This window comes from Phenylobacterium immobile (ATCC 35973) (assembly GCF_001375595.1).
Lineage (GTDB): Bacteria > Pseudomonadota > Alphaproteobacteria > Caulobacterales > Caulobacteraceae > Phenylobacterium > Phenylobacterium immobile.
The window spans coordinates 2,713,757-2,737,333 of sequence record NZ_CVJQ01000001.1 but is presented as its reverse complement, the minus strand read 5'-3'; the positions used below and the strand labels follow the sequence as shown (position 1 = coordinate 2,737,333).

Here is a 23,577-nt window from a genome sequence, read left to right as displayed (position 1 = left end):
CGCAGGACACAAGGATGTTTAGAGCGTGTCCAGGCCGTAGGCGGCGTGCAGGGCCCGCACCGCGAGCTCGGTATAGGCTTCCTCGATCAGCACGCTGATCTTGATCTCCGAGGTTGAGATGACCTGGATGTTCACGCCCTTGTCGGCCAGGGCGGCGAACATGGTCTTGGCGACGCCGGTGTGGCTCCGCATGCCGACCCCGATCACCGAGACCTTGGAGACTTCCTCGTCGCACTTGACGTCGTCGAAGCCGATTTCGTCCTTGGCGGCCCGGACGATGTCCATGGCGCGCTGTGCGTCGCGCTTGCCGACGGTGAACTCCATGTTGGCCGTGTCCGCGACGCGGGCGTGGCTCTGGACGATCATGTCGACATTGACGTTGGCGTCGGCCAGGCGGCCGAAGATTTCGGAGGACACGCCCGGATGGTCGGGCAGGCCGAACAGGCTGATCTTGGCCTCGTCGCGGCTGTAGGCCACGCCGCTCACGATACGCTTTTCCACGATCTCCTCCTCGTCGCAGACGATGGTGCCTTGGCCGGGCGCTTCGCCCGGTTCGACGAAACTCGACAGAACCCGGATGGGCATCTTCTGGGCCATGGCCAGCTCAACCGAGCGGGTCTGCAGAACCTTTGCGCCCAATGACGCCATTTCCAGCATCTCCTCGAAGGAGATCTTGCTGAGGCGCCGGGCTTTGGACTCGATGCGCGGATCGGTGGTGTAGACCCCATCCACGTCGGTGTAGATGTCGCAGCGCTCGGCGCGCAGGGCGGCGGCGATGGCCACCGCGCTCGTGTCGGAGCCGCCGCGACCGAGGGTGGCGATACGGCCCGAACGGGTGACGCCTTGGAAGCCGGCGATCACGGCGACCTCTCCGGAATCGACGGCCGCGCTGAGCTTCTCGGGCGGAATGTCTTCGATGCGCGCGCGGCCATGAGCGTCGTCGGCGATGATCGGGATCTGCCAGCCCATCCACGAGCGGGCGGGCACGCCCATGTTGCGCAGGGTCATGGCCAGGAGGCCTGCAGTGACCTGTTCGCCGGAAGCCACGACCGTGTCGTACTCGTCGTCCGACATCGCCAGGCCCGCGGCGGCCGCGCCGGCGCCGTCAGTCCAGGCGACAAGTTCGTTGGTCTTGCCGGACATGGCCGAGACCACCACGGCGACCTGATGGCCCGCCTGAACCTCGGCGTTCACCAGCCGCGCGACGCGACGGATGCGCTCAAGGTCAGCCACCGAGGTGCCGCCGAATTTCATCACCAGCCGGGACACGAGACGCGCTGAACCCCCTTGAAGCAAGAGGGCGCCTTCTAGAGCGTGACAGCTTCAAGTGGAAGCCGGTTGAAGCGCCCGTCATGCTCTAAATGTTCACGATGGACCCCTTTTTTATCCGGACCAGGCGACGCCGCCCCATCCGCGGGGGTCCGCAGGGGCGGACGGCGCTTCGCAACGGATCGCGCGCGGGCTATCAACCCTCCATGGCCGAACCCGCCTCCTCCATCGATCCCGCCGAGGTCGAACGCTTCTCCCGCATCGCCGCGGAGTGGTGGGATCCCACGGGCAAGTTCGCGCCCCTTCATCGGTTTAATCCGGTGCGACTGGGCTTCATCCGCGACCAGGCCCTGCTGAGGTTCGGGCGCGACCCGAAGGCGCGCGCGCCGTTCGCGGGCCTGCGCCTGCTGGATATCGGCTGCGGCGGCGGCCTGCTGTCGGAACCCATGTCCAGGCTGGGCTTCACCGTGGTCTCGGTCGACGCCTCGGAACGCAACATAGCGGTCGCCAGCGCCCACGCCGAGGCGCAGGGGATTTCCATCGACTACCGCTGCACGACGGCGGAGTCGCTGCTGGCCGCCGGCGAGCCGGCCTTCGACGTGATCCTCAATATGGAGGTGATCGAGCACGTGGCCGATCCGCGCGCCTTCCTGCGCGATTGCGCCGCCCTACTGGCGCCGGGCGGGATCATGATCGTCGCCACCTTGAACAAGACCCTGAAGGCCTTTGCGCTCGCCAAGATCGGCGCGGAGTATGTCTTGCGCTGGCTACCCATCGGCACGCACGACTGGAACCGGTTCCTCAAGCCTGAGGAAGTGACCGGCTTCGTCGACGGCCTGGCCCTGGCGATCGAGGGGCCCTTCGGCGTCTCCTACGATCCGCTGACCGGCCGCTGGAGCCAGTCCGGCGACGTGGCGGTCAACTATATGATGACGCTCGCCCGCGCCTGAGCGTCGTTCAGGTCGGCTGATCCATCATGCCGATCTCCGGCTGGGTGATCAGCGGCAGGCGCACGCTGCAGCGCACGCCCTGTGGCGCGTATTCGATCTCAGCCTTGCCGCCCATGTCGTCGCCAAGGCTGCGCGCAATGAGCCGCGTGCCGAAGCCGCGGCGTTGCGGCGGGGCGACGGTGGGCCCGCCCTTTTCTTCCCACAGGAAGGTCATGTGGCGGGCGCCGTCCTCGTCATAGTGCAGATTCCAGGCGGTCTCGACGTAGCCGTCTGGCGTCGACAGCGCGCCATACTTGACGGCGTTCGTCGTCATTTCGTGCAGGACGAGCGCCATGGTGACCGCCTGCTGCGGGCTCAGCCGGACGTTCGGCCCGTCAGTGCGCAGCCGCCGGTTGTCGGCGGTCTCATAGGGGCGCAGGGCCTTTTCAACGATGGCGCGCATGTCGGCGCCGGCCCAGTTCTGATCGACGAGCAGCTTGTGGGCGTCGGCCAGGGCCATGAGCCGCGCCGTCAGATCTTCCCGGACTCGGCGGTCGGTGTCGGACGCCCGAAGCGTCTGTTCAACCAGGGACTGCACCGTGACCAGGGTGTTGTTGATCCGGTGGTTCAGCTCGTTCAGCAGAAGGATCCGCTGTTCGTCGGCCAGTCGGTTGCGGGTCTCGTCTCGCATCACCTTGACCAGGCGGTTGAGGTCGCCGTCGACCAGCGGCGAGGTGACGCCATTGGCCCAGAAGCGTTCGCCGTTCTTGCGCAGGTGCCAACGGGTGTCTTCGGCGTGCCCGTTTCGCCAGGCCTTGTCGAGCTCGAGCTGGGCCTGACCGGTCGAGCGATCGGAGGCGGTGAACAGCGCCTCGAAATTCATGCCGATGGCCTCGTCCAGACCATAGCCCGTGATCCGCTCGGCGCCTGGGCTCCAGCTGGTGATCCGGCCGTCCAGCTCCATGGTGAAGATGGCGTAGTCGCGAGCGTGATCGATGATCAGCTCGGCCATGCGAGGATCGGTTAGAGCGCGGCTGTCCTGGGTCATGACCAGACAACGCCTAACCCGCGGCTTCGCCTCACGCGCGTCGCAGCCTCGCCCGACGGATCATCGTGGGGAATGGCGTGCGAACCCGGAGCCGGCTCGCGCGTTTCCGGTATCCAAGAAGCTTCGCCAGGAGTTGTGAACGTGGCGCGCAGACGCCCCAAGGGGATACTTCAAATCGGGTGGGCCTGTGTGGAGTGCGCAGCGTCCGGTCGTTCCGAGCATGCCCCGACGGACAAGGACTATCCTGACAGCATCGTACGCCGCACCAGCTTCACGGCGGGGGGTGGCCATGGGTGGCGTATTTCGGCGTTGGAGACGCCCCGTTCGGAGGTCGCCGACTGGAAGGTCGTCGTGGTGACCGGCGCGCCGTCCTGGGCGGAGTACTGGGCCGAGACGCTCGCCGCCGTGGCGCCTAGCCGCGAGATGCTGGTCATCGACCGGCCGGGCTACGGCTTGTCAGAGCCCGCCATACCGGTGACCGACATCGCCATTCAGGCCGAGGCGTTGGCGCCGGCGCTTCAGGCCCAGCCAGGACAGAAGGTCATGTTGGTCGGGCAGAGCTACGGCGCCGCGATCGCCGCTCTGATGGCCGAGGCCAATCCGGGCCGGGTGGACAGCCTCGTCCTGCTGTCCGGCTATTTCGGCGAGGCCGGTCCGACGGCGCGTTGGCTTCTCGACATGGGCGGCCGGGCGCTGAAGCTGATCCCGCGCGACCTGCGGTGCGCGGTGCTGGAGGTGTCAGGTCAGAACCGGCAACTGGATCGCGCTAAGCTAGCCCTCAGGCGGTTGGATATCCCGGTGTCGATGATCCACGGCGACAAGGATGATTTCGCCCCGCTGGAGGCCGCCGAGCGACTGGCGCGCGACGCCGGTCAACGTCGACCGATCCGGGTGATCCGCGCGGCTGGCGCTAATCATTTTCTCAACGACGGCCCGCCCGAGGCTTTGCTGGCCGCGCTGGAAGCCTGCATCCCAACGCCCTCGCGTTGGACTTTCCGGCTGCCGAAGATGCCGAAGCTGCGCTGGCCCTCGATGCCTGAGCAGCGGGGCCTCGCCCAGGCCTAGGCCATCAGCGACGGAAGATCGCGGTCGCCATGGCGAAGCCGAGAACCGTCGCCCAGGCCGGGAGTCGCGCGATGCTGAGGAATATCCAGGCCGCGCCGACCAGCGCCCAGTCCGACGGCCGGCTGATCGCGGCGGGCAGCATGGTGCGCCACAGGAAGGCGGACATCACGCCGACAGCTGTCGCGCCGAGTCCCGCCATAGCGGCCGTCGCCTCGCGTGAGGCGGCCAGCGTTGCGCGGATTGGGGCGGCCGCCTGAGCCAGGAGCAAGGCCGGCGCCGTCGCCGCGGCAAGGGCGAGCAGTCCGCCTGGCCACCCCCAGGCGACGTAGTCCTGGGCGGCGCCGACAAACCCGGCATAGGCCAGGGCCGGTCCGGGCAGGGCGCTGATCAGGCCGAAGCCTGCGGTGGCCGCGTCCGTGCTCAGCCAGCCTCGGCCGTGGGTTTCGGCCTCGATCAGCGGCAGGATCATGCGGCCGTCGGCGACCGCGAATCCGCCGGCGCGGAAGGCGGCGCCCACCAGGCCGAGTTCGGGGCTATTCAGCAGGCCTGCGGCGATCGGCAAGCCCGCAAGAAGCAGGGCGAAGGCCGCGACGCCCCCCAGGACGGCGCGCGTGACAAAGGCCGACGGTCGGCTGCTCGCTGGCGCTTCGTCCCGTAGCAGCGCGCAGCCAAACATCGCGCCGACGGCGAGAGCAGCCATCTGAGCTCCAGGGCCGGTGGTCAGCACCAGCCCGACGCCCGCTCCAGCAGCGATGCCGATGCGGATTGGCCCCCGGACCATCCGTCGGCCCATGGTCAGGATCGTCTGCAGGACGACGGCGGCGCCGGCGGCCTTGGCGCCGTGGATCCAGGCGCCGTCGACCAGGCCTGCGAGGCGGCTCCAGCCGGCGCCCAAGACGATGGCGAGGAGGGCGGCGGGGGCGAGGTAGCCCAGGCCTGCGGCGAGGCCGCCTGCCGTTCCGCCGCGTTCGCGGCCTGCCGCGAGGGCGATCTGCAGGCCGGCCCCTCCCGGAAGCAGGTTCGCCACGACGGCGATTTCGGCGAAGCCTTCCGAGGTGATCCACGCGCGCTCATCGACGAGCGCGCGGCGCAGCCGCGCGACCTGCGCCTCGCCGGTTCCGAAGGCGCTCAGGCCGATCCGCAGGAACATCAGGAAGATCGAGCGTGGTCCGCCGCCGTCCTTTGTCACGCCGCGCTGGATCCCGATCGGGGCGTCATCACCAGCCAGGGCGTCGGCCGCGCCCGCCACTCCCAGACCGCCAGCAGCTGATCGAGATGGGCCAGGTCGCCCAGCCAGGCGGGTGGATCGAAGGTCTTGGGCTGCTGGTCGACGCGCAGGATGTCATGGGTCGCCGCGAAGCGCTGGATCAGGCGATCCATCACGCCGGCGTTGTAGAGGTCATGGGTCTCGACAATGATCCGCATGCCGGCGAGGGCAGGGCTCAGGTCGGGCTGCAGGATTACGTCCTCCGCGCCCTCGGCGTCCACCATCACCAGGACTGAGCGGCCCGCGAAGGCTTCGAAGCCGTCGGGCGCGAACTCGCCGCCCACATGGACGCGGGCGCTGACGTCGTTCTTGGCGGCGAGGCCCTCGCATGCGACGCGCGCCTTGGGGTCGATGTCATAGGCGTAGATCTGGGCGGCCGGCATCATCCGCGCCAGGCCGACGGCGTAGTACCCCTCGGCGCAGCCGACATCGATCACGCAGTCGACGCCCTGCGCGGCGAAGGCGGCGATGTGCGGGTGCAGCTCGGATTCATAGGTGCCGATCAGGCGCGGGATCAGCGCGCCCTCGGTCGCTTCGCTCACATAGTCCATGCCGGCGAAGGGTCCGGACCATATGCGAGCGCCTTGGTGGGCGACGAAGGTGCGCGCCAGCAGCCGGGAGCGCCACCGACCAAGCAGCCGAAGCATCTCGTTGAGCTCTTGCTGAGAAGGGACTTCCGTCCAGCTCGAGGCGGCCTGCTTCAAGCGGCTGGCGACGATGGTCGCGTCGCTGGGACGGGGCTTGGCGGGCGGCGGTGGTCCGCCCATCAGAGAACGTCGAGCGCCTTCTCGATGGGCCGCGCCACAACGGTTCCTTTCGCCGTAACGACGATGGGTCGCTCGACGAGGATCGGCTCCTTGACCATGGCGTTGAGGATCTTCTCGTCAGACGCTTGGGCCAGACCGAGCTCCTTGGCGCGCGCCTCCTTGGTGCGGAGGATCGCCTTGGCCGATGCGCCGCCCATCGCCGCCAGGAATCCTTCGAGCTGGGGACGCGTCCAACCGGTCTCGAGATATTTGACCACCGTCGGCTCGACGCCCTTTTCGCGCAGCAGCGCCAGGGTGTTGCGGGACGTGCTGCAGTTGGGGTTGTGGTAGAGGGTGACGTCGCTCATGCCGAGATGTTAGCCCGGTTTGCCGGCGGCTACCAAGCCGCCCGATAGGTCCCGACGACCTCGGTTGTCCCGCTCTCGTGAAAGGCCATCAGGCGCCCAGGCATCGGGGGCCGCGCAGCATCGGGCATGCCGTCGAAGCGCGCAGCAAAGCGGACCTCCATCGGTCCGGCGGCGCGCCCGCCTTCGCCGCGGAACCGCAGGGTCAAGCCGCCGGCCGGCGGTGCGGTCCAGATCACGCTCGTCCAGGCGCCCGGCCGTAGGCTTACGTTCAGCGCGCGGCCGCTGGCGCCGACCAGACGGGCCGGCCGGCTGGGTTTCACGTCGACGCGAAAGGTTCGTGCAGGCGCCATGATCGACAGAGCGCCGGCCTCCTGAAGAAGCGCGACGGTTTGAGTCTCGCGGCGCGAGGCCGGCGCCGCAAAGCCGGGCGAGCCGGCGCTCCAGTGGTCTTCAGGGGCTATGGCGCCGCCGTCTGCGCCCATGACAGCGTCCGTCCAGGGCGTGCGCACGTCGGCGGTCCACCAATCGGCGCCGCGGTCCTGATCGATGCGGTAGCCCACTTCCACGGCCTGTGGGTGACGCGTGCTCCAGGGCGGATCGAAACGAACGGCGAATAGGACGGCCAGGCCCGCGGCCAGCAACAGCGGGCCGACCAGACGGGCAGGCGGCGCGCCTTCCACCGGCTGGGCCAGGGGCCAGATCAGCGCCGCCGACATCCATACTGACATCGCGAGGAGTTCAGGTGCGTCGAGGGCCAGGTGAATGAGGTGCGCGGTTCCGGCGATCCAACCCAGGCCGAGGCCTGCGGCGAGGCCGAGGACCAAGAGATACGGCCGCCGCTCGCGCGCGCTGAGCGCTGTGGCGGCCGCAGCCGCGCAGGCTAGGAGCAGGGGCCAGGCCAGGACGGGGGCGACAGCCGGCGCCGCGCCCTGCACGATCGCCGCGACGAGGAGGCTGGCGGCCAGCACGCCGGCCCAGCCGGCCGGTCGGGATACAGGCCGGCCGTAGGCGATGAGGCCGATGACCCCCGCCGCAAGGCCCAGCGCAAGTCCCAGCCGATCCATCTCGCCGAAGAGGCAGGAGGCTAGCCCCGCCAACAGCGGCACGGCGACGGCGGCGCGACGTCCGCGGGCGAGCTCCGCCGCGGCAAGAATGAGGAAGCCGATGCCTAGCAGCGTCAAGCAGGCCTCCCAGCGCACGGGCTGGGCGAGCAGTGCGCGTTGTTCAAGCCAGCCGAAGCCGACGCCGGAGGCGCGACGCGCGAAGTGGAGGACCGCCGCGGCGCCAGTAGCAGCGAACAGAAGGGCCCCCGCGCCTCGGGCGATTTCGAGACCAGCGATGGGCGCGAGCCTCCGTCCGCGCAGGTAAGCGACCGCCAACAGGCCGGCGGCCAGGCCGATCACAAGCCAGCCCGCCGCCGGCGGATAGACGATCATCAGGTTACGGAAGAGCTGCCCATAGACCTTGTCGGGGGCGCGGTTGGGCAGATCAGGCTGGAAGGCCACGGCGCTGGTGGCCGCCAGCACCTGGCCGCCCATGTCCTGAAGCGCGTGCCGGTCGAGCCTCGCGGGCGTCGAAGTCGGTGAGTGGTAGTCGAAGGCGCGACCCAGCCAGGCGTAGTTGAACCCGGGAATCGAGGCCTCGCGCGCCAGGGTGAAGTCGGTGTCGTTGGGCATGCGCGCGTAGAGGTAGCTGGTCAGGGACAGCGCCTGAGGTTCGCGTGCGGCGCGGGCGAAGAGGTCGATGTCGGCGCCGGCGTCGCGGCCGGTCTCGAACATCAGGGCGCGGCCGCCGCCGCCGCGGGCCTCCATGTTGAGGACGAAGCCGATCCGCCGCGCCAAGGGGTCCTGGCTGAAGAAGGCCTCGGCGCCAAGCAGGCCAACCTCCTCGGCGTCGGTGAACAGGACGACGACGTCGCGTTCCGGAACGCCTCGGGCCTTCAGGGCGCGAACGACCTCCAGAGTCACAGAGACGCCGGCGGCGTCATCGGCGGCCCCCGGCGAACCTGGGGCGCTGTCGTAGTGCGCCAGGAGGGCGACCGCCGGTCGGTCACGGTCGCGACCGGGCAGAACGCCGATGAGGTTCTGGACTTCGGCGCCGCGGACAATCGTCCGGGGGCCTTCGGCGACGCGGACACCGGTGGCGTCCTGCAGGCGGGGCGAGAGGCCCAACGCCGCCATGCGCGCGCGCAGGTGGTCCCGCACCTGCAGGCTCGCCGCCGAGCCCGTCGGGTGCGGTGTGCGGGCTATGGCCGCGACGTCTGCAAAGGCGCGGGCCGCGGAAAAGACCTGGGCGGGCGCGTCGGCGGGCTCGGGTTCGGGGGGTGTCTGAACGCGCCAGGCGATCAGGCCCCCCATCAGAAGGGCCGCGATCAGCGCCAGAAGCCGTCCCACGCTGTTCTCCCCGAGCGCGACCCTTGGGCCGCTTCGCGCCGGACTCTAACTTGTGGCGAGGAGCGGGGCGAGCGCTTTAGGCGGCGACGCCTATCTCTTGCGGGTCGCGCAGGACATAGCCGCGGCCCCAGACAGTCTCGATGTGATGCTTGCCGTCGGCGGCGCTGGCCAGCTTCTTGCGCAGCTTGCAGATGAAGACGTCGATGATCTTGAGCTCGGGCTCGTCCATGCCGCCATAGAGATGGTTGAGGAACATCTCCTTGGTCAGCGTCGTGCCCTTCCGGAGCGAGAGCAGCTCCAGCATCTGGTATTCCTTGCCGGTGAGATGCACGCGCAGGCCGTTCACCTCGACCGTCTTGGCGTCGAGATTGACCGTGATGTCGCCGGTGCGGATCAGGGATTGGGCGTGGCCCTTGGATCGGCGGATCACGGCGTGGACACGGGCGACCAGCTCGTCCTTGTGGAACGGCTTGGTCATGTAGTCGTCGGCGCCGCCGGAGAAGGTCTTCACCTTCATCTCGATCTCGGCCGAGCCGGAGAGGATCATGACCGGGGTGTCGATGCGGCCGACGCGCAGGTTGCGCAGGACGTCCAAGCCGCTCATGTCGGGCAGGTTCAGGTCAAGCAGGATGAGGTCGTAGTCGTAGATCTTGCCCAGATCGACGCCTTCTTCACCCATGTCCGTGGTGTAGACGTTGAAGCCGTCCGACTTCAGCATGAGCTCGATGCTCTGCGCCGTCGCCCGGTCGTCCTCGATCAGCAGTACGCGCATCCGCTTCTCCCACCCGGCCGAAGCCCTGCCCCATGCGGAATCCGCTCCCGATCCCGCCATTAACCTTAAGGCGAGCTAACGATGAGACTGGTTAACGAGAGCTTTCTTTCCGCCTCGAATCGTTAATCCGATTTGCGAATCGCCGGCAAGCGGCGCCGATTCGTCGACCGGCCATAGCGGCTGACTCTTCCGTGATGCGGCGGCAGCGGCCGCGGAACGCCTGTTGCGGCGCAGCCGTTTGCGGAGAGAAGGGCGCGCGCGCCCGATCCACCTTCAAAGGAGTTTCTCATGGGCCTTAAGCTCAAACCGTTGGCCGAGCAGGTGGTCGTGGTCTCCGGCGCCGACACCGCCGTCGGCGAGGCGATCGCCCGCCTGGCGGCGACCGCCGGCGCCGCCGTGGTGTTGATCGGCCGCGATGAAAGCGTCGCGCGCCGCATCTGCGCCGAGATCAACCAGGAAGGCGGTCGCGCCCATCCTTTGGCCGGCGACGCCACCGACGCGCAGGAGGCCTCGCGCCTGGCCCGCGCCGCCGTCGCCCGCTTCGGCGGCTTCGACACCTGGATCAGTGTGGCGGCCAACGAACTGGCCGCCGCCAACGCCGCAAGAGAGGCCGCAGCCCACTATAGCGAACGTGGCGGTGCGGTGATCGACCTCGCGCCCGGCCGTCGCAACATCTTCGGGGCGGCCCAGCGCAGGGCCCTGGCGGAAAAGGGGCGGGTGGCGCTGAGCCAGATTTCGCTGCCGAAGGACTTCGATCCTGAAAAGCCCATCCCGTCGGCGGCCCGGACGGCGCTGCGCGCGGCTGGCGAAGTCGGCCGGAACCGTGGCGTGCTGATCGGCCTGGGCGTGGTCGGCGCTCTTGGGGCGACGGCTGCCGCGGCGTGGTTCGGTCGCAGCGCCCTGGCCTCGGCGGCGGCGCCGATGATCCGCAGACAGGTGACCAAGGCTGTGATGCAGCGTCCGGCCGCTGCCGCAAAATTGGCCGCGCGCCATCCCCGTCAGACCCTTAGCCTGGCGAAGCTCGCGCTTCGCTAACCGGCGGGCTACAGGACGTCTGAGTTCTCGGCGACCTTGCGCAGGGCGGCAAGGTCGTCGCTGATCCGAAAGACAGCGACATAGAGCTCGCAAAACGAGCGCCACAGCAGGATCAGGATCGCGCAGACGAGAAGGCCCGCGGCGAGCACCGGGATCGCCAGGAGCACGCCAAGGATCGAACCTTCGCGGATCGCCACGCCTACAGCAGCGCCAACGCCGCCAAAGGCCACGAGGAAGATCAGCGCGAGGCCAGCCCAATAGATCAGGTGGACGACGTTGCTCGTCACCAGGCGCTCGAACGTCAGCAGATCCCAGATCAGGCCGCCGCCCGCGCCGTCCGGTCTCGTCAAGGCTCGCCGCATGGGACTCTCAAAAACTGCTGGTCAGCATCCAAACCGCTACCAGCCGGAGGCGCGCCCGGCAACGGGCGATGGCTTCGGCTATGGGTCAGGACTGTGCGCAAAGCTGTAGAGCGGCAGCATCGGGCGCAACTGCGGACCGATCCACAGTTGTGGCTCCGAGGGCGGCGCGGCGTGTTCGACCCGCTCGCGGGCGCTCACACAAGCCTGCACGTCCGGTCCCAGACGTGCGAAATCCCTGGCCTGCGGCATCACCTGCAGGACGCATTCATCGAAATAGGGATAGCGGTCGGCCTCCCCACAGCCGAACGAGGACCGGTCCGGCCGCGCGGCGGTCAAGATCATGCGGTTCGGCCCGGCCAGCGCCGGTACGAAGACGCCCGAAAAACAGGCCGAGATCACCGCCACCGTGGGCCGCGCGCCGCAGGCGTCGCGCAGCATGCCGGCGAGCACCAAGGGCGCCATCAGTTGGTCGCCGACCACCGCGCCTTGGGGCGCGCCATGCGAGGTCAGGTAGAATAGGCACCCGCCCGGCGCGCTCGCGGCGACAGCGGTCAAGCCGTCATAGACGCTTTGCAGGTCCGAATGGTGGGCGGCGGCGTCCTTGTAGCGCTCCGGCCGGACAGAGAACTGCCGGATGTTGCCGGAGGCGAAGCCCGCGCCGCGAAAGGCTGCCGCCACATCGCGCCGCGCATTGTCGAAGGCCTCGGTCGGCCCACCCCCATGGCCGCGCGAGTCGCCGGCGACGACCACGACGGCCCAGTCGGAGAACGGCGAGGCGGCGGCGGGAAGGGCGCCGAAAGCGGTCAGGGCGACCGCCATCCAGACACCGATCCAGCGCGCCGCCCGGATCATTTCTTGCGGAACTGATCCAGGGAGACGACCTTCGCTTCGCCGTCATCGCTTCGCTCGGCGGGGGGCTCGACGGCGGTTTCCGGCTCCTGCGCGGGCGGGGCGCCGTCGGCGCCTGCGACCTCAAACTGCAGCAGGAACTGGACGCTGGGATCATAGAAGCGGCTGACGGCGGCGTAGGGCACGGACAGGCGCTTGGGCTGGCCGCCAAACTGCAGGGTGACCGCAAAGCCGGTGTCGGCGGGCTCAAGGTCCCAGTACTGATGTTGCAGGACGATGGTCATCTCGTCCGGATATTTGTCGAGCAGGTCGCGCGGGCCGGAAACATCCGGCGCCTTGGTTTTGAAAGTGACGTAAAAGTGGTGCGCGCCGGGCAGGCCCTCGGGCGCGGCGGCGCGCTTCAGCGCAGCCTTGACCACGCCGCGCATGGCGTCCTGCGCCATGGCTTCGTAGTGCATCAGGTCCTGGGCCGGGGTGTCCTGGGCCATTGGCGCTCCGGTATGCGGGGTACTGCGGCGAAACCTAGCGTGTCGGAGCCTTCACGCAAGGCGCGATGCGCCACCGCTAATCGGAAATCGCCTGAATGAAATGGAGGGATTCTGTTGGCTGGCTCCCCCATGCTGATCGAAAGATGGAGGGAGCCTCGGCAATGCCTGAGGAAATGGAGGGATTCTGTTGGCAGGCTCCCTCTTGTTTTTGCCTGAGGATCTGAACCCCCAGGACTTAGGTCGGATGACTACCGCACTGCATTACGCAGCGAGGCGGACTTCCTCAGCGAAGTTATCGTTCGCATTTAGAAAAAAGCCCGAAACGGTGGGCAAAGCCGAGAGAAAGCAACACCTTTAGACGTCTGTCGATGCTGATCGGCCCCATGCGTTCCGGCGATAACCCGGAGGGATGGTTGGTGGAGCCGCCGGGAATCGCACCCGGGTCCAGTCCGCTTATTATGTGCGCGTTTATCTCCATAGTCGGGCCGAGGCCCGACCCAGCCAATATAGGGGTCATGGGACGGGAATAGAAGCCTCGTCCTGTGGCGGGGGCGCCAGATCGACGCCCCCGCGCCGTGCGACGGGGGCAGTCTTCAGTCCTCCGCCGCTGGCGGTGAGCGTCTGATAGCTGGCCTTGGCGGCGGAAAAATCGGCGCCGCGCGGGAAGATCAGGTCAAAGCGGCCGTCGCGGCCAAGACTTGCGCCGACGACGGCGGCCAGCACATCGGCGGCCTGGCCGATCTCGGCGCTGTCACAGGCGCGGCGCACCGTGCGCGCCGCGCCGGCGGTCACCAGGGTGAGGTCGTAGGAAACGCCGTCGACGCACAGGGCGTCGCTGACACCGCCGCCGAGATCGACGACGACGTCGCGGGGCGCAGCCCACAGCGGATCATCGCGCAGCGCCTTGAAGGCGGCGTCGCTGGCGGCGGGCAGCTTTGCGTCAAACCCCATGCGCCGGCCGATGCCGGCTTCGCAGCACGCAAGGCCGGCTCGGCCCTGAACGAAGGTGTCGCCGTCGCGGCGCACCGTCACCCGGATCACCGCCTGGCGCACGCTACGGGAGGGCCGCGCCCAGACCTCAAGGATCAGTTCCTCGCCACGAACCGGCTGCCACTGCAGGGGCATCAGTCCCCAGAGCCGATAGGTCGCAGGATCGACGCCGTTGTCCGGCGACGGCAGCCGTTCACCGCGCCCCAGCCGGCGGCCGGCGAAGGGATCGGACGCCTCCGTGGGCTTGAGCCGATCTTCGTCCCACCAGAGTTTCGGATCGGGCAGGGGGTAGGGCCAGATGGCCGCTTCTTCCGGCGAAAGGCCTTTTGTCGGATCCGCCGTCTTGCGCCGCAAGAGCTGGGCGTCTGCGGGGGCGGCCAGCGCCAAGGCCAGGAGCGTGATGGCGGCGAGACGAACCATGCAGGCCAAAGGTTAGGCCGGGTTGTTCGTTCCCGCTACAGGCTACAACGTGTCGACGCCGCGCTGGATGGACAGCACGCCGGTGCGGGAGACTTCGGTGAGGCCAAGGGGCCGCATCAGTTCGATGAAGCCATCGATCTTCGACGATGCGCCGCTCACCTCGAAAACGAAACTTTCCGAGGTGGTGTCCAGCACGCGAGCGCGGAAGATTTCGGCGACGCGCAGGGCCTCAACGCGATCAGCCCCGGAACCCCGGACCTTCACCAGAGCAAGCTCGCGCTCCAGGCCGTTGGGATCACGGGTCACGTCCTGCACATGGCGTGTGGCGACCATCTTTTCCAACTGCGCCTCGATCTGGGCGAGCACCTGGGCGGTGCCGCGAGTGACGATGGTCACGCGGCTGGTGTTGGAGCGGCGGTCCGTCTCGGCGACGGTCAGACTCTCGATGTTGTAGCCACGGGCGGCGAACAGGCCGACCAGGCGGTGCAGCACGCCCGGTTCGTTCTCCACCAGCACAGCGAAGGTCGCCTGGTTCTCCGCTTCGCCTTGCGGGGCGTGATCGTAGAGCGAGGCGGGCTGGGGGTCGGGCATGGCGTCGGGTCCGTCGAGGGTAGGCGCGCCTTATAGGGCGGGAAGCGGGGCGAGCAAATCGTAGCGGGGGCAAATCTCGGCTATGATCGGCCGCATGTCTTCGCTTCGAATGCCGCAAAGCTTTCTGCGTCGTCTGGGCGCCGATGCCGGCGACGCGGTCCTCAACTATGAGATCATGGGCGAGCAGGCCGCCTCCCTCGGCCGCGCCGGCCGCAAGGTCGAGCTGGCGTTGGCCGCGCTGAAGGCGGCGGACGCCGAGGCCCGGCCGGCCTGCCTCAAGGCGGCTTCGGACGCGGTCTGGGCGTTCCTGATCCAGCGTGAAATCATGGGCCTTCGCGACCGCGACCGGGTCGTCGCTGAGTACGCCATCCCCCGCGAGGTGATGGCGCGGCTCGGCGCGCGCTAGCCCGACTAGAGGCGCGGGCCGGTGACGGCGAAGTAGGCGCCCTGCGGATCCCGGCCCTGGGTGATCCAGCCGCCGCCGGGCACCTCCATCGGACCCATCAGGACCTGGCCGCCGTCCGCGGTGATCTTGGCGGTCGCCGCGTCGATATCGGGCACGACGACGTAGTACAGCCAGGAGGGGATCGGCATCTGGGCGGGCTTGGTCATCATGCCGCCCAGCACGCGGTCGCCCGCAGCGAAGAGCTGGTAGACGCCCATGTCGCCCATATCGATGGCCTGATCCTTCCGCCAATCGAACATGGCCTCATAGTAGGCCCAGGCCTCGGTGAGATCGCCGGCGTAGAGCTCGTTCCAGCCAATGGCGCCGGGGTCGGTAGGGCCGGCTTCGGGCATCGGGCCTTGTGGCGGGAGCGGCTTGAAAAGCGCGAAGGCCGCGCCCGTCGGATCGGCGACGATGGCGAACCGGCCGACGTTCGGGATGTCCTGCGGGCCATAGAGGGTTTTGCCGCCCAGGCTCTCGCCTTGCCTGGCGCTCTCATCGACGCTCTCCACCTCGACATAGCCGGTCCAGTGCGGCGGAACGCCCTGGGATTTGGCGGGCTCAGGCGTTTCCATCAGGCCGGCGACCATCGGTTCGCCCGCCTTGGCGACGCTGTAGATGAAGTCGCCCATCGGCATGTGGTCGAAGGTCCAGCCGACGACGTCGCCATAGAAGGCGGTCGCGGCCTCGCGGTCGGAGGTGGTGAGTTCGTGCCACACGAAGCGGCCCTTGGTTTCGGTCATCTCGCGTCCTTTCCTGCCCAGCGCGGAAGCTTGCGCCACAGCGTGTCATGAGGATGACGATCGGGGAACGCCGTCGCCGACAGATCACACCGCGATCGAGGCGACCACCGCGCCCAGCGCCCGGGCGAGGTCTTGCGGCGCCAAGCGCGCCTGCAGGCCGCGCTGACCGGCGTTGACGAAGGCCTTGTCCAGCCGCGCGGCCTCGGCGTCGATCACCACGGGACAGCGCTTCTTCTGGCCGAAGGGGCTGACGCCGCCGACCTTGAAGCCGGTGGTCCGCTCAGCGTCGGCGGGCTTCATCATTTCGGCCTGTTTGGCGCCCAATGCGGCGGCGAGCTTTTTCATCGCCACTTCGCGGTCGGAGGCCAGGACGACGCAGGCCGGCTTGCCGTCGGCCAGGACCATCAAGGTCTTGAGGACCTCGGAAGGATGGGCGCCCAGCGCCTCGGCCGCCTGCAGGCCGACGCGTTCGCCGGCGGGATCGTAGGCATAGGTCGCCAGGCTATAGGCGACGCCGGCGCGATCCAGCGCCACTGTGGCGGGAGTGGTCTTCGACATGGCCCGCCAACATAGCACCCCTCTCTCCGCAGGAGAGAGGGGCGATACGTCTAGCTCAGGACGACGATCGCCACGCGGCGGTTCTGCGCCCGGCCCTGCGGCGTGTCGTTCGGCGCCACCGGGGCGTCTTCGCCGTAGGAGATGGTGGCGATGCGGTTCAAGGCGACGCCGTGCATGCTCAGGTATTTGCGAACCGCTTCGGCGCGGTCTTCGCCGAGCTTTTCGTTGTAGGTCTTGTCGCCGCTGGCGTCGGTGTGGCCCTGCACTTCCAGGTAGACGTTGCGGTTCTCGGTCTTCAGCCGCTGGGTCAGTTCCGCCAGGCGCGCTTCGGCTTCCGGCGAGAGGTTATGGCGGTCGACGGGGAACTTCACGGAGTCGTCCGACAGCACCATCTCGTAGAGGAACTTGCCCTCGGCCAGCTTGTGGGCGTCGTTGGCGCGCTTGAGCGCTTCCCCCGCTGTCCCTTCGACCCTCTGCACATGGGTCTCCACGCCCTGGACGTGAGTTTCGACCGCAGCGGCCTGCTCCCGAGCGTACTTCTTGGTGGCGCAGCCGCTCATGGCGAGGGCCGCGATAACGGCGCCGCTGACCGCGGCGCTACGGAGGATTGTTGAGTTCAAAGGTTTGCTCCTGCGAAACGCGCCAAGCCCGACGCTCGCATCGGACTAGCTCTCGGCCCTACGGTGGCGACGTAATGACGCAGACGTGGCCAGATCATGGCGGCCATACCGCAAGCTTGACTGTAGATCACCAGAATTCTCGCGCCACGATCCTGCCGTGAGGCCGTGCACGCTAAGGGCGAAACCAGACGACATCTGCGAGCCTAATGCCGCCCTATTCGCCGCTTCCGCCGACCGAAGAGCACGCCCCGCGCAGGCGTGATCGTCTTCGCGCGCTGGCGATTTCGCTGGCGATCTTCGGGCATGCGGCGGCGTTTGCCCTGGCGATCCTCCTCGTGCGGCCCGCGCCGCCTGTAGCCACGGACTCAATCGTCCGGGTCATTCCGGTGCAGGTCCCGCCGCCGCGCCCGGAGCCGCCGCCCGAGCCCAAACCTAGCCCAAGGCCAGACCCTGGCGGGTCGCCGCCGGCCGCCGCCAAGCCTGCGCCGATCAAGCCTGATCCGCCGAAGACGGCGTCGCGGGGCGTGACACGGCGCGTGCCGGATCCGCCGGCCAAGGTCCGGCCCACCCTGGTGGCCGATGTCGAGACCGTCGACGCCGCGCCGGCGCTGAGCGAAAGCGACCTCGCCGGCGCGGCGCGCGCCGGGTCCGGGCGCGGGCGCGGTGGTTCGGGCGGCGGGTCTGGCTCTGGCGCCGGCGGCGGCGACCAGGATTGCGACATGCTGGGCCTGCTGCAGAGGGCGCTGCGCAGCGACGCTGACATCCAGGCGGCGGCCGCGTCGGCCTATCGGGTGACGGGCCGGCCGATCCTCGTGTGGAACGGTGACTGGCTGCGCGACAACCGCCAGGACGGCAAGGGGCTGGCCGGCGTGCGCCAGGCGATCGCCGCCGAAGTCGCCTTTGCACCCAAGGCCTGCCGCACTCAGCCGGTGCGCGGGTTGGTGCTGATTTCCATGCGAGACGGACCAGGCGGGCCGCGCCTGGTCCTGGGGTCCGCCTACTGGCGTTGGTCGGACCTGCAGTTCATCCGCTGACTTAGCTTTCGAGGAAGCTGCGCAGGACGGCGACGTATTCGTCCGGCGTCTCCCACATCGGCCAGTGGCCGGCGCCCTTGAATTCATAGAATTTCGCGCCGATCAGGTCCGCGCAATATTCGCCATAATCAGGACCGCGGCCGGGGTTGAACTCACCGTAGATGACCATGGTGTCCTTGTGGGTCCACCGGGCCTTGATCTGCTCTTCTGTGTAGGGCGCGTCGTGGTTGGCCTGCAGCCGCCCTCCGTCGATGCCGAAGACGCGGCGCATGGCGGCGTTGACGGCGGGATCCTGGTAGAGACGCTGGCGGATGGCGATCATCTCGTCGTTCACGGCGTCGTCGTCGTGCACCAGCCAAAGCAGGCGGTTGCGGACGTTCTCATAGCTCGGGTCGAGGACGGCCTTCTTCGACAGATCGAAGAGGTCGCCCTTGTGCGGTTGCGTCTTGAACTCTTTCCGCTGGGTTTCGATGATGCCCATGCCGTTGAGGATCAGCTTGTCCACGGTCTGCGGAAACCGCATCCCGATCTCGAACCCGATGAAGGCGCCCATGGACTCGCCCTCGTAGTGGGCCTTGTCGTAGCCCAGAGCGTTGATCAGATCGACGTAGGCCTCGGCTTGGCGAACGACCCGGTTTTCGCCTTCCCACGGCTCCTTCGAGGAGTAGCCATGGTAGAGGGCGTCGACGGCGAACACGCGGAAATGCTTAGCCAATTGGGGCAAGGTGCGGGCGTAGGGTTCAACGTGACCGCCGATGCCGTGGTACATGAAGAGCGGCGGGGCCTTTGGGTCGCCCTTCTCCACAACGCGATGCCTCCAGCGCTCGCCCTGGACGAACTTGGTTTCCGCGCCGAGCAGTTCAGTCGCAATCGAACCCCACTCGCTGCGTGGCCGTTCCCTGAACGGGTATTTGAGTTGCAGATGAGCCGCCATTTCCCTTTTCCTTCCCGAGACCTGAGGGCGCGTTGATCGCGCCGCCTTCTGCGGCCAGAAGGGTCTTTCTGGCCTCGCAAGCTTAGGCGCTGCCGTTCGGTGGCGAAAAATCGTTTGTTTGAATTAGGTGAAATCGGAGTCGCGGATAGCTCTAGACGCAGTCGCGGATCACCGACTTGAGCCATTGGACGCCGTTGTCGCTCGATTTCAGGCTGTGGTGCTGGATCATCACCCGCATCTTCGGCAGGTCGAACGGCAGGGGTTGGATCACCAGCGGCAGGGTCTGCGCGGCCATTTCAGCCAAGCGCTTATGGACCACCGCGATCCGGTTGGTGCTGATTAGCAGCCGCGGGATGGCGACGAAGGTCGGTGCGAACACTTCGACGCGGCGGACGGGCAGGCGCTGGTTCATCTCGGCTTCGGCGAAGGCCAGGCGCCGTTCGAAGCCTAGGCGGTGGGCGACATGGCCGAATGACAGAAAATCCTCGATCGTCAGCGGCTTGTCGAGCGCTCGATTGCCGGACCAACCCAGCACCACATGGTCTTCCTCGTAGAGCAGTTCGGCCGGATGCTGCGGCGAGATGAAGTTCGGCATGATAATTTGCAGGTCGACTTCGCCGTTCTCCAGCAGTTCGCCGCCCCTGGGCTGGGTGATGTCGAGGACAACCTGCGGGGCGAGCGCGGCCACCTTCTGCACCACTCGGGTGAACAGTTCTTCGGCGATGTGATCTGAGGCGGCGAGCGTGAAGGTGCGTTGCGAGGTCTCCGGATCGAAGCCCTTCTCGACTCCGAGCGTCTTGTCGATGTGGGCCATGAGGTTGTGGATCGGTTCGGCGATGCTCTCGGCGAAGTGTGTGAGCACCATGCGCCGCCGTACCTGAACCAGCAGATCGTCGTTGAAGTGCGCCCGCAGGCGCGCGAGCGCGCCGCTCATGGCTGGCTGGCTAAGGTGAATCCGGCGCGCTGCGGCCGAGACGTTCTTCTCGGTGAGAAGGGCGTCCAGCGCCACCAGCAGGTTGAGGTCCAGGCCCTTGAATCGCACGCTGATGTCCCGTCCGAGGTTCTGACCGCTTCGTCGAACCAGCGTTCGGCGAATTTGCGGCGTACTTCTTGCAGAAGCCGGGCTGGCCGTCGACGTCGCATGGCTGCGCAAGGCGAAGGTTCGGTGTATGGCGCGTTCATGCTGACTGATCCCCTGTTCTACCTCGTCGCTGTGCCCGCCGTGATCCTGATGGGTCTCGCCAAGGGCGGCTTCGTCGGCGTCGGCAACCTGGCGGTGCCGCTGATCGCCATGGTCATCTCGCCCGTGACGGCCGCGGCCATCACCCTGCCGATCCTGATCGTCCAGGACGCCGTCAGCGTGGCGGCGTTCTGGCGCAGCTTCGACAAGAGGGTGCTGATGGTCACCCTTCCCGGCGCGGCCATGGGCATTGCGCTCGGATGGTTCTTCGCCAAAGAGGCGCCCGAAGCCTGGATCATGCTGGGTCTGGGCGTCGTCTCTGTGGTCTTCGCCGGACAGCGCCTGTGGCTCGAGCGCGGCGGCCGCGTGGTGGCCCCGAACCATGCGCCGGCTTGGTTCGGCGTGCTCTGCGGCGTCGCCTCCGGCCTCACCAGCCAGATCGCCCACGCTGGCGGCCCGCCGTTCCAGCTCTATGTTCTCCCGAAGAAACTGCCGCGCGACGTGATGATCGGCACGACTTCAATCTTCTTTGCGACGGTGAACTGGATGAAGGCCCCGGCCTATCTGGCGCTTGGCCAATTCACCCACGAGAATCTGGTGGTCTCGGCCGCGCTCATGCCGCTGGCGATCGGCGCGACGCTGGGCGGCGTCTGGCTGGTGCGGCGGATCGACGGGGCCAAAATCTACAAGGTGATCTACGCGATCCTGCTGCTGCTCGGAATCAAGCTGATCGTTGACGCGGGTCTTGCGCTGGCGGCGTGAGGCCAAGGCTGGTTCGCGAAGGGTGGGCGGACAGATCTAAGCGGCGGCGGCGTCTCGGCGACCTTGCGCGCGCGACCCGCGGCTCAAGAGCGCTCAGGCGGCCGACGGCGAGCCGATCACCTACCTGGCCATGTCCGCCTTCGAGCGCCTTTCGCGCAATGCAGCGCCAAAATGCGAGCGAAACGCAATAGCTGCGCACGCTGAGTCAAGGCTTGGAAGTCTCCAACATCGCGAAATCTTGAACATATTATCATAAGATAATCGAGAAGTAGACGCCGCCGTCATTCTTGGCTTTTATATGGTCAGGCCATTTTTTGATTTCTCACTCCAAGGGGTGAGTCGGCGCTTCATAAGCTGCATTTTGAACCTTGAAGAACAGGCGACTTAAGTGGTCGTGCAAGAACCTCCATCGCCCTGTAGGCGCTCGTACCACTGTCACGCCAGTACTGGGCGGCGAGGACTTTGTGGCCGCGGCCCGTCTTCATGAAACGGAAAACGCCTAACGTGTCGCGGCATATCCCCGTCGCCCTGCCGCTCTTGCCCCGCGCCGAGGACATTCTGCCCTACCTGAAGATGGTGGACGACGCCCGGATCTACTCGAACTTCGGGCCGCTCGCGCAAGAGCTGAGCAAGCGGCTCGCTGAGGCCCTCGCGCTCAACTCGGGCGACGTCGTCATGACCTCATCAGGAACCAGTGCGCTCATGGCGACGATCCTCGCGCTGACCGGCGGCGGCCAAGTCGGCGGGAAGGGGCGCTATGTGGCGCTTCCGTCCTTCACCTTCGCCGCCTCGGCCCTGGCGGTCGAGCTTTGCGGCTTCACCCCCTACTTCGTCGACGTTAGTGAGGACACCTGGTGCCTCACGCCCGAGGCGGTGCTTGCGCTGCCGCTGCAGGACGAGATCGCACTGGTCATGCCCGTCGCGCCCTTCGGACGCGCTGTTCCGCAAGCGGCATGGAAGGCCTATCGCAATCTCACCGGGATTCCCGTGGTGATCGACGCGGCGGCGTCCTTCAGCTGCATTGAGACCGACCCGTCAGCCTATCTCGGCGACATTCCGACGGTGTTCAGCCTTCACGCCACCAAGGGATTCGGTATCGGCGAGGGCGGCGCCGTCGCCTGTAGCGACGCCGACCTGATCGAGCGCATCGGCTGGACGCTGAACTTCGGCTTCGCCGGATCCCGCGAAAGCGCCATGGCCAGTTTCAACGGCAAGCTTTCTGAACACCAGGCCGCGGTCGGCCATGCTGCGCTAGACCAGTGGCCGGCCAAGCGCGAAATGCTGGAGACGGTGGCCGCGCTCTACCGTGAGGCCTTCAGGCTGACGGGCCAGGCGAACCGGCTCATCACCTACCCCGAGGTCGATGGCGGCTATTGCCTTTACCTATGCGTCGATAGCGCAGAATCTGTCGCCGTCATGCAGTCGCTCGGGGCGGACGACATCGGCCATCGCTTTTGGTATGGTGGCGGTGTCAACAGCCACCTTCACTTCGCCACTGCCCCGCACACAGACATGTCGGTCAGTGAGGATCTCGCTCGCCGCCTCATCGGCCTGCCGATGTTCCCCGATCTGTCCGCAGCGTCCGTGGCGCGCGTCGCCCGCGCCGTGGCTTCGGCGGGCGCCTACATCATGCAGGACAAGGCCGATAAGTGACGACGCAAAGCCCGCCAAGCTCTGTCCGATGCCTGGGCTAATCATCGCAAGCGATCTTCCGGCGCCGGGGGCGGCCCAACAATCCCGAGCCCAGATCGTCCGGGATCCTGACCTAGCCCAGGTATCGACGCGGCGAGACGCCCATCATCTGCTTGAACATGGTGGTGAAGGCGGACGGGCTTGAGTAGCCCAGGTCCATCGCCACCGTGGTGACCGACTCGCCGGCCGATAGCCGGGGAAGGGCGGCGAACAGGCAGGCCTGCCGGCGCCACTCCGTGAAGCTGTGGCCCGTCTCATTACGGAACAGGCGCGTGAAGGTCCGGCGGCTGAGCCCCAGGCGGTTGCTCCAGACGTCGATCGATTGTTGGGCCGCGGGCTTGGCGACGAAGGTTTCACACAGTCGCAACAGCCCCGGATGCTTGGGAAACGACAGCAGGACCGGCAGGGCCGGGGCGCGGCGAATCTCGGTCAGGATCAGACTCAGCATCAGGCGGTTGCGCGGAGTGTCGCCTTCGCTGCGGGCGCCGTAGGCTTCCATGATCAGTTCGTGCAGCAGCGGCTTGATACTGATCAGTTCGCACTGCGGCGGCCCCCGCAGCGCCAGCGTTGGGTCGACGTCGAGGCTGCGGCTGGTGGCGGTCGCGACCACCTTGACGGAATAGTCCATGCCGGCGGGGAGCCAGACGGCGCGTTCCGGCGGGGCGACCCAGGCGCCCTGGCCGGTGATGACCGTGATCACCCCTTCGCCCGCATAGACCAGCCGATCCTTGAGATTGGATTTAAGTGGCACTGTCTGGTCGCGGGGCACGGTGACCCCGCCCATCAGGTGCGGCAGCAGATAGTCAGCTGTCCATAGGTCCGCTTTCGCGCCGGCCCCGGCCGGGGGCTCAGGCGCGAGATCCGCGTCCGTCTCCTGTTGCATCATCCTCGGTCTCTATCTGCGGCGCACGTTATCTTCGCGGCCTTGCCCCAAGCCTGAGGGGTTGCGCGCCGTTGTCAATCCCATCGAAATTTGGGATTCTGGGCCAGTTGTTTCGCGACCGGGCGCCATGTCTT

Annotated in this window: 25 protein-coding genes and 1 other RNA gene; 7 read left to right on the top strand and 19 right to left on the bottom strand. The window is 67.5% G+C overall.

Annotation, left to right across the window (positions count from 1 at the left end; genetic code table 11):
• Window positions 1-18: 18 nt before the first annotated feature.
• The gene (locus tag BN1313_RS13375; RefSeq protein ID WP_091741655.1) at window positions 19-1,269 is read right to left on the bottom strand and encodes an aspartate kinase; all 1,251 of its coding nucleotides are present in this window, start codon (window positions 1,267-1,269) and stop codon (window positions 19-21) included.
• 206 nt (window positions 1,270-1,475) lie between these two features.
• Between BN1313_RS13375 and ubiG the strand changes: the two genes are divergently transcribed.
• Entirely contained in the window at window positions 1,476-2,219 is a 744-nt protein-coding gene (ubiG, locus tag BN1313_RS13370; RefSeq protein ID WP_091742722.1) for a bifunctional 2-polyprenyl-6-hydroxyphenol methylase/3-demethylubiquinol 3-O-methyltransferase UbiG, read from the top strand.
• Window positions 2,220-2,226: 7 nt separating this feature from the next.
• Here the strand turns inward: ubiG and BN1313_RS13365 are convergent, their stop codons facing one another.
• Entirely contained in the window at window positions 2,227-3,246 is a 1,020-nt protein-coding gene (locus BN1313_RS13365; protein WP_091741652.1) for a sensor histidine kinase, read from the bottom strand.
• 141 nt (window positions 3,247-3,387) lie between these two features.
• Between BN1313_RS13365 and BN1313_RS13360 the strand changes: the two genes are divergently transcribed.
• Window positions 3,388-4,311: an alpha/beta fold hydrolase gene (locus BN1313_RS13360; RefSeq protein ID WP_176696022.1), complete on the top strand. Its 924-nt coding sequence runs from the start codon at window positions 3,388-3,390 to the stop codon at window positions 4,309-4,311.
• A gap of 4 nt (window positions 4,312-4,315) precedes the next feature.
• On the opposite strand, the gene BN1313_RS13355 is transcribed toward BN1313_RS13360, so the two are convergent.
• From BN1313_RS13355 to ctrA, 5 genes are all read right to left on the bottom strand, one after another.
• Window positions 4,316-5,560, bottom strand: a complete 1,245-nt coding sequence (locus BN1313_RS13355) for a chromate transporter (protein ID WP_141653145.1) — start codon at window positions 5,558-5,560, stop codon at window positions 4,316-4,318.
• Complete coding sequence (locus tag BN1313_RS13350; protein WP_091741643.1) at window positions 5,497-6,345, bottom strand: 50S ribosomal protein L11 methyltransferase; 849 nt, start codon at window positions 6,343-6,345, stop codon at window positions 5,497-5,499. The genes BN1313_RS13355 and BN1313_RS13350 overlap by 64 nt, the downstream gene beginning before the upstream one ends.
• Window positions 6,345-6,692: an arsenate reductase (glutaredoxin) gene (gene arsC / locus BN1313_RS13345; RefSeq protein ID WP_091741640.1), complete on the bottom strand. Its 348-nt coding sequence runs from the start codon at window positions 6,690-6,692 to the stop codon at window positions 6,345-6,347. The genes BN1313_RS13350 and arsC overlap by 1 nt, the downstream gene beginning before the upstream one ends.
• A 29-nt stretch (window positions 6,693-6,721) precedes the next feature.
• Entirely contained in the window at window positions 6,722-9,085 is a 2,364-nt protein-coding gene (locus BN1313_RS13340; RefSeq protein ID WP_091741638.1) for a M20/M25/M40 family metallo-hydrolase, read from the bottom strand.
• 76 nt (window positions 9,086-9,161) lie between these two features.
• Window positions 9,162-9,857 carry a response regulator transcription factor CtrA gene (gene ctrA / locus BN1313_RS13335; RefSeq protein ID WP_091741635.1) on the bottom strand — a complete coding sequence of 232 codons (696 nt, stop codon included), beginning with the start codon at window positions 9,855-9,857 and terminating at the stop codon, window positions 9,162-9,164.
• Window positions 9,858-10,145: 288 nt separating this feature from the next.
• Between ctrA and BN1313_RS13330 the strand changes: the two genes are divergently transcribed.
• Window positions 10,146-10,892: an SDR family NAD(P)-dependent oxidoreductase gene (locus tag BN1313_RS13330; RefSeq protein ID WP_091741633.1), complete on the top strand. Its 747-nt coding sequence runs from the start codon at window positions 10,146-10,148 to the stop codon at window positions 10,890-10,892.
• Window positions 10,893-10,900: 8 nt separating this feature from the next.
• Here BN1313_RS13330 and BN1313_RS13325 read toward each other — a convergent pair whose 3' ends face one another.
• The 6 genes from BN1313_RS13325 to ilvN form a co-directional block, all read right to left on the bottom strand.
• A complete protein-coding gene (locus tag BN1313_RS13325; RefSeq protein WP_342666783.1) occupies window positions 10,901-11,242 on the bottom strand; it encodes a DUF4282 domain-containing protein in 342 nt (113 codons plus the stop codon).
• Window positions 11,243-11,332: 90 nt separating this feature from the next.
• A complete protein-coding gene (locus BN1313_RS13320; protein ID WP_091741627.1) occupies window positions 11,333-12,106 on the bottom strand; it encodes a C13 family peptidase in 774 nt (257 codons plus the stop codon).
• The gene (locus tag BN1313_RS13315) at window positions 12,103-12,591 is read right to left on the bottom strand and encodes an SspB family protein (RefSeq protein WP_091741624.1); all 489 of its coding nucleotides are present in this window, start codon (window positions 12,589-12,591) and stop codon (window positions 12,103-12,105) included. The genes BN1313_RS13320 and BN1313_RS13315 overlap by 4 nt, the downstream gene beginning before the upstream one ends.
• A 172-nt stretch (window positions 12,592-12,763) precedes the next feature.
• Window positions 12,764-13,127, bottom strand: a transfer-messenger RNA (tmRNA) gene (gene ssrA, locus BN1313_RS13310).
• Complete coding sequence (locus BN1313_RS16625; protein WP_176696021.1) at window positions 13,105-14,001, bottom strand: hypothetical protein; 897 nt, start codon at window positions 13,999-14,001, stop codon at window positions 13,105-13,107. Before BN1313_RS16625 ends, ssrA begins: the two co-directional genes overlap by 23 nt.
• A gap of 42 nt (window positions 14,002-14,043) precedes the next feature.
• Complete coding sequence (gene ilvN / locus BN1313_RS13305; RefSeq protein WP_091741621.1) at window positions 14,044-14,592, bottom strand: acetolactate synthase small subunit; 549 nt, start codon at window positions 14,590-14,592, stop codon at window positions 14,044-14,046.
• 94 nt (window positions 14,593-14,686) lie between these two features.
• Here ilvN and BN1313_RS13300 point away from each other — a divergent pair, with 94 nt between their 5' ends.
• A complete protein-coding gene (locus BN1313_RS13300; RefSeq protein WP_218054374.1) occupies window positions 14,687-14,998 on the top strand; it encodes a DUF6665 family protein in 312 nt (103 codons plus the stop codon).
• 5 nt (window positions 14,999-15,003) lie between these two features.
• Here BN1313_RS13300 and BN1313_RS13295 read toward each other — a convergent pair whose 3' ends face one another.
• From BN1313_RS13295 to BN1313_RS13285, 3 genes are all read right to left on the bottom strand, one after another.
• Entirely contained in the window at window positions 15,004-15,780 is a 777-nt protein-coding gene (locus tag BN1313_RS13295) for a VOC family protein (RefSeq protein ID WP_091741618.1), read from the bottom strand.
• 84 nt (window positions 15,781-15,864) lie between these two features.
• Window positions 15,865-16,338 carry a Cys-tRNA(Pro) deacylase gene (gene ybaK / locus BN1313_RS13290; RefSeq protein ID WP_091741615.1) on the bottom strand — a complete coding sequence of 158 codons (474 nt, stop codon included), beginning with the start codon at window positions 16,336-16,338 and terminating at the stop codon, window positions 15,865-15,867.
• Window positions 16,339-16,388: 50 nt separating this feature from the next.
• Window positions 16,389-16,958 carry an OmpA family protein gene (locus BN1313_RS13285; protein WP_091741612.1) on the bottom strand — a complete coding sequence of 190 codons (570 nt, stop codon included), beginning with the start codon at window positions 16,956-16,958 and terminating at the stop codon, window positions 16,389-16,391.
• A 206-nt stretch (window positions 16,959-17,164) separates the two neighbouring features.
• Here BN1313_RS13285 and BN1313_RS13280 point away from each other — a divergent pair, with 206 nt between their 5' ends.
• On the top strand, window positions 17,165-17,992 hold the full coding sequence (locus BN1313_RS13280; protein ID WP_091741608.1) for a hypothetical protein: 828 nt from the start codon (window positions 17,165-17,167) through the stop codon (window positions 17,990-17,992).
• A gap of 1 nt (window position 17,993) precedes the next feature.
• Here BN1313_RS13280 and BN1313_RS13275 read toward each other — a convergent pair whose 3' ends face one another.
• Both BN1313_RS13275 and BN1313_RS16620 read right to left on the bottom strand, forming a co-directional pair.
• Window positions 17,994-18,926 carry an alpha/beta fold hydrolase gene (locus tag BN1313_RS13275; RefSeq protein ID WP_091741605.1) on the bottom strand — a complete coding sequence of 311 codons (933 nt, stop codon included), beginning with the start codon at window positions 18,924-18,926 and terminating at the stop codon, window positions 17,994-17,996.
• 151 nt (window positions 18,927-19,077) lie between these two features.
• Window positions 19,078-19,968 carry a LysR family transcriptional regulator gene (locus BN1313_RS16620; protein ID WP_176696020.1) on the bottom strand — a complete coding sequence of 297 codons (891 nt, stop codon included), beginning with the start codon at window positions 19,966-19,968 and terminating at the stop codon, window positions 19,078-19,080.
• 138 nt (window positions 19,969-20,106) lie between these two features.
• Between BN1313_RS16620 and BN1313_RS13260 the strand changes: the two genes are divergently transcribed.
• Both BN1313_RS13260 and BN1313_RS13255 read left to right on the top strand, forming a co-directional pair.
• A complete protein-coding gene (locus tag BN1313_RS13260) occupies window positions 20,107-20,868 on the top strand; it encodes a sulfite exporter TauE/SafE family protein (protein ID WP_091742716.1) in 762 nt (253 codons plus the stop codon).
• A 504-nt stretch (window positions 20,869-21,372) separates the two neighbouring features.
• Window positions 21,373-22,521 carry a DegT/DnrJ/EryC1/StrS family aminotransferase gene (locus tag BN1313_RS13255; RefSeq protein WP_176696019.1) on the top strand — a complete coding sequence of 383 codons (1,149 nt, stop codon included), beginning with the start codon at window positions 21,373-21,375 and terminating at the stop codon, window positions 22,519-22,521.
• Between the two features lie 112 nt (window positions 22,522-22,633).
• Here BN1313_RS13255 and BN1313_RS13250 read toward each other — a convergent pair whose 3' ends face one another.
• Window positions 22,634-23,443: an AraC family transcriptional regulator gene (locus BN1313_RS13250; RefSeq protein WP_176696018.1), complete on the bottom strand. Its 810-nt coding sequence runs from the start codon at window positions 23,441-23,443 to the stop codon at window positions 22,634-22,636.
• Between the last annotated feature and the right edge of the window lie 134 nt (window positions 23,444-23,577).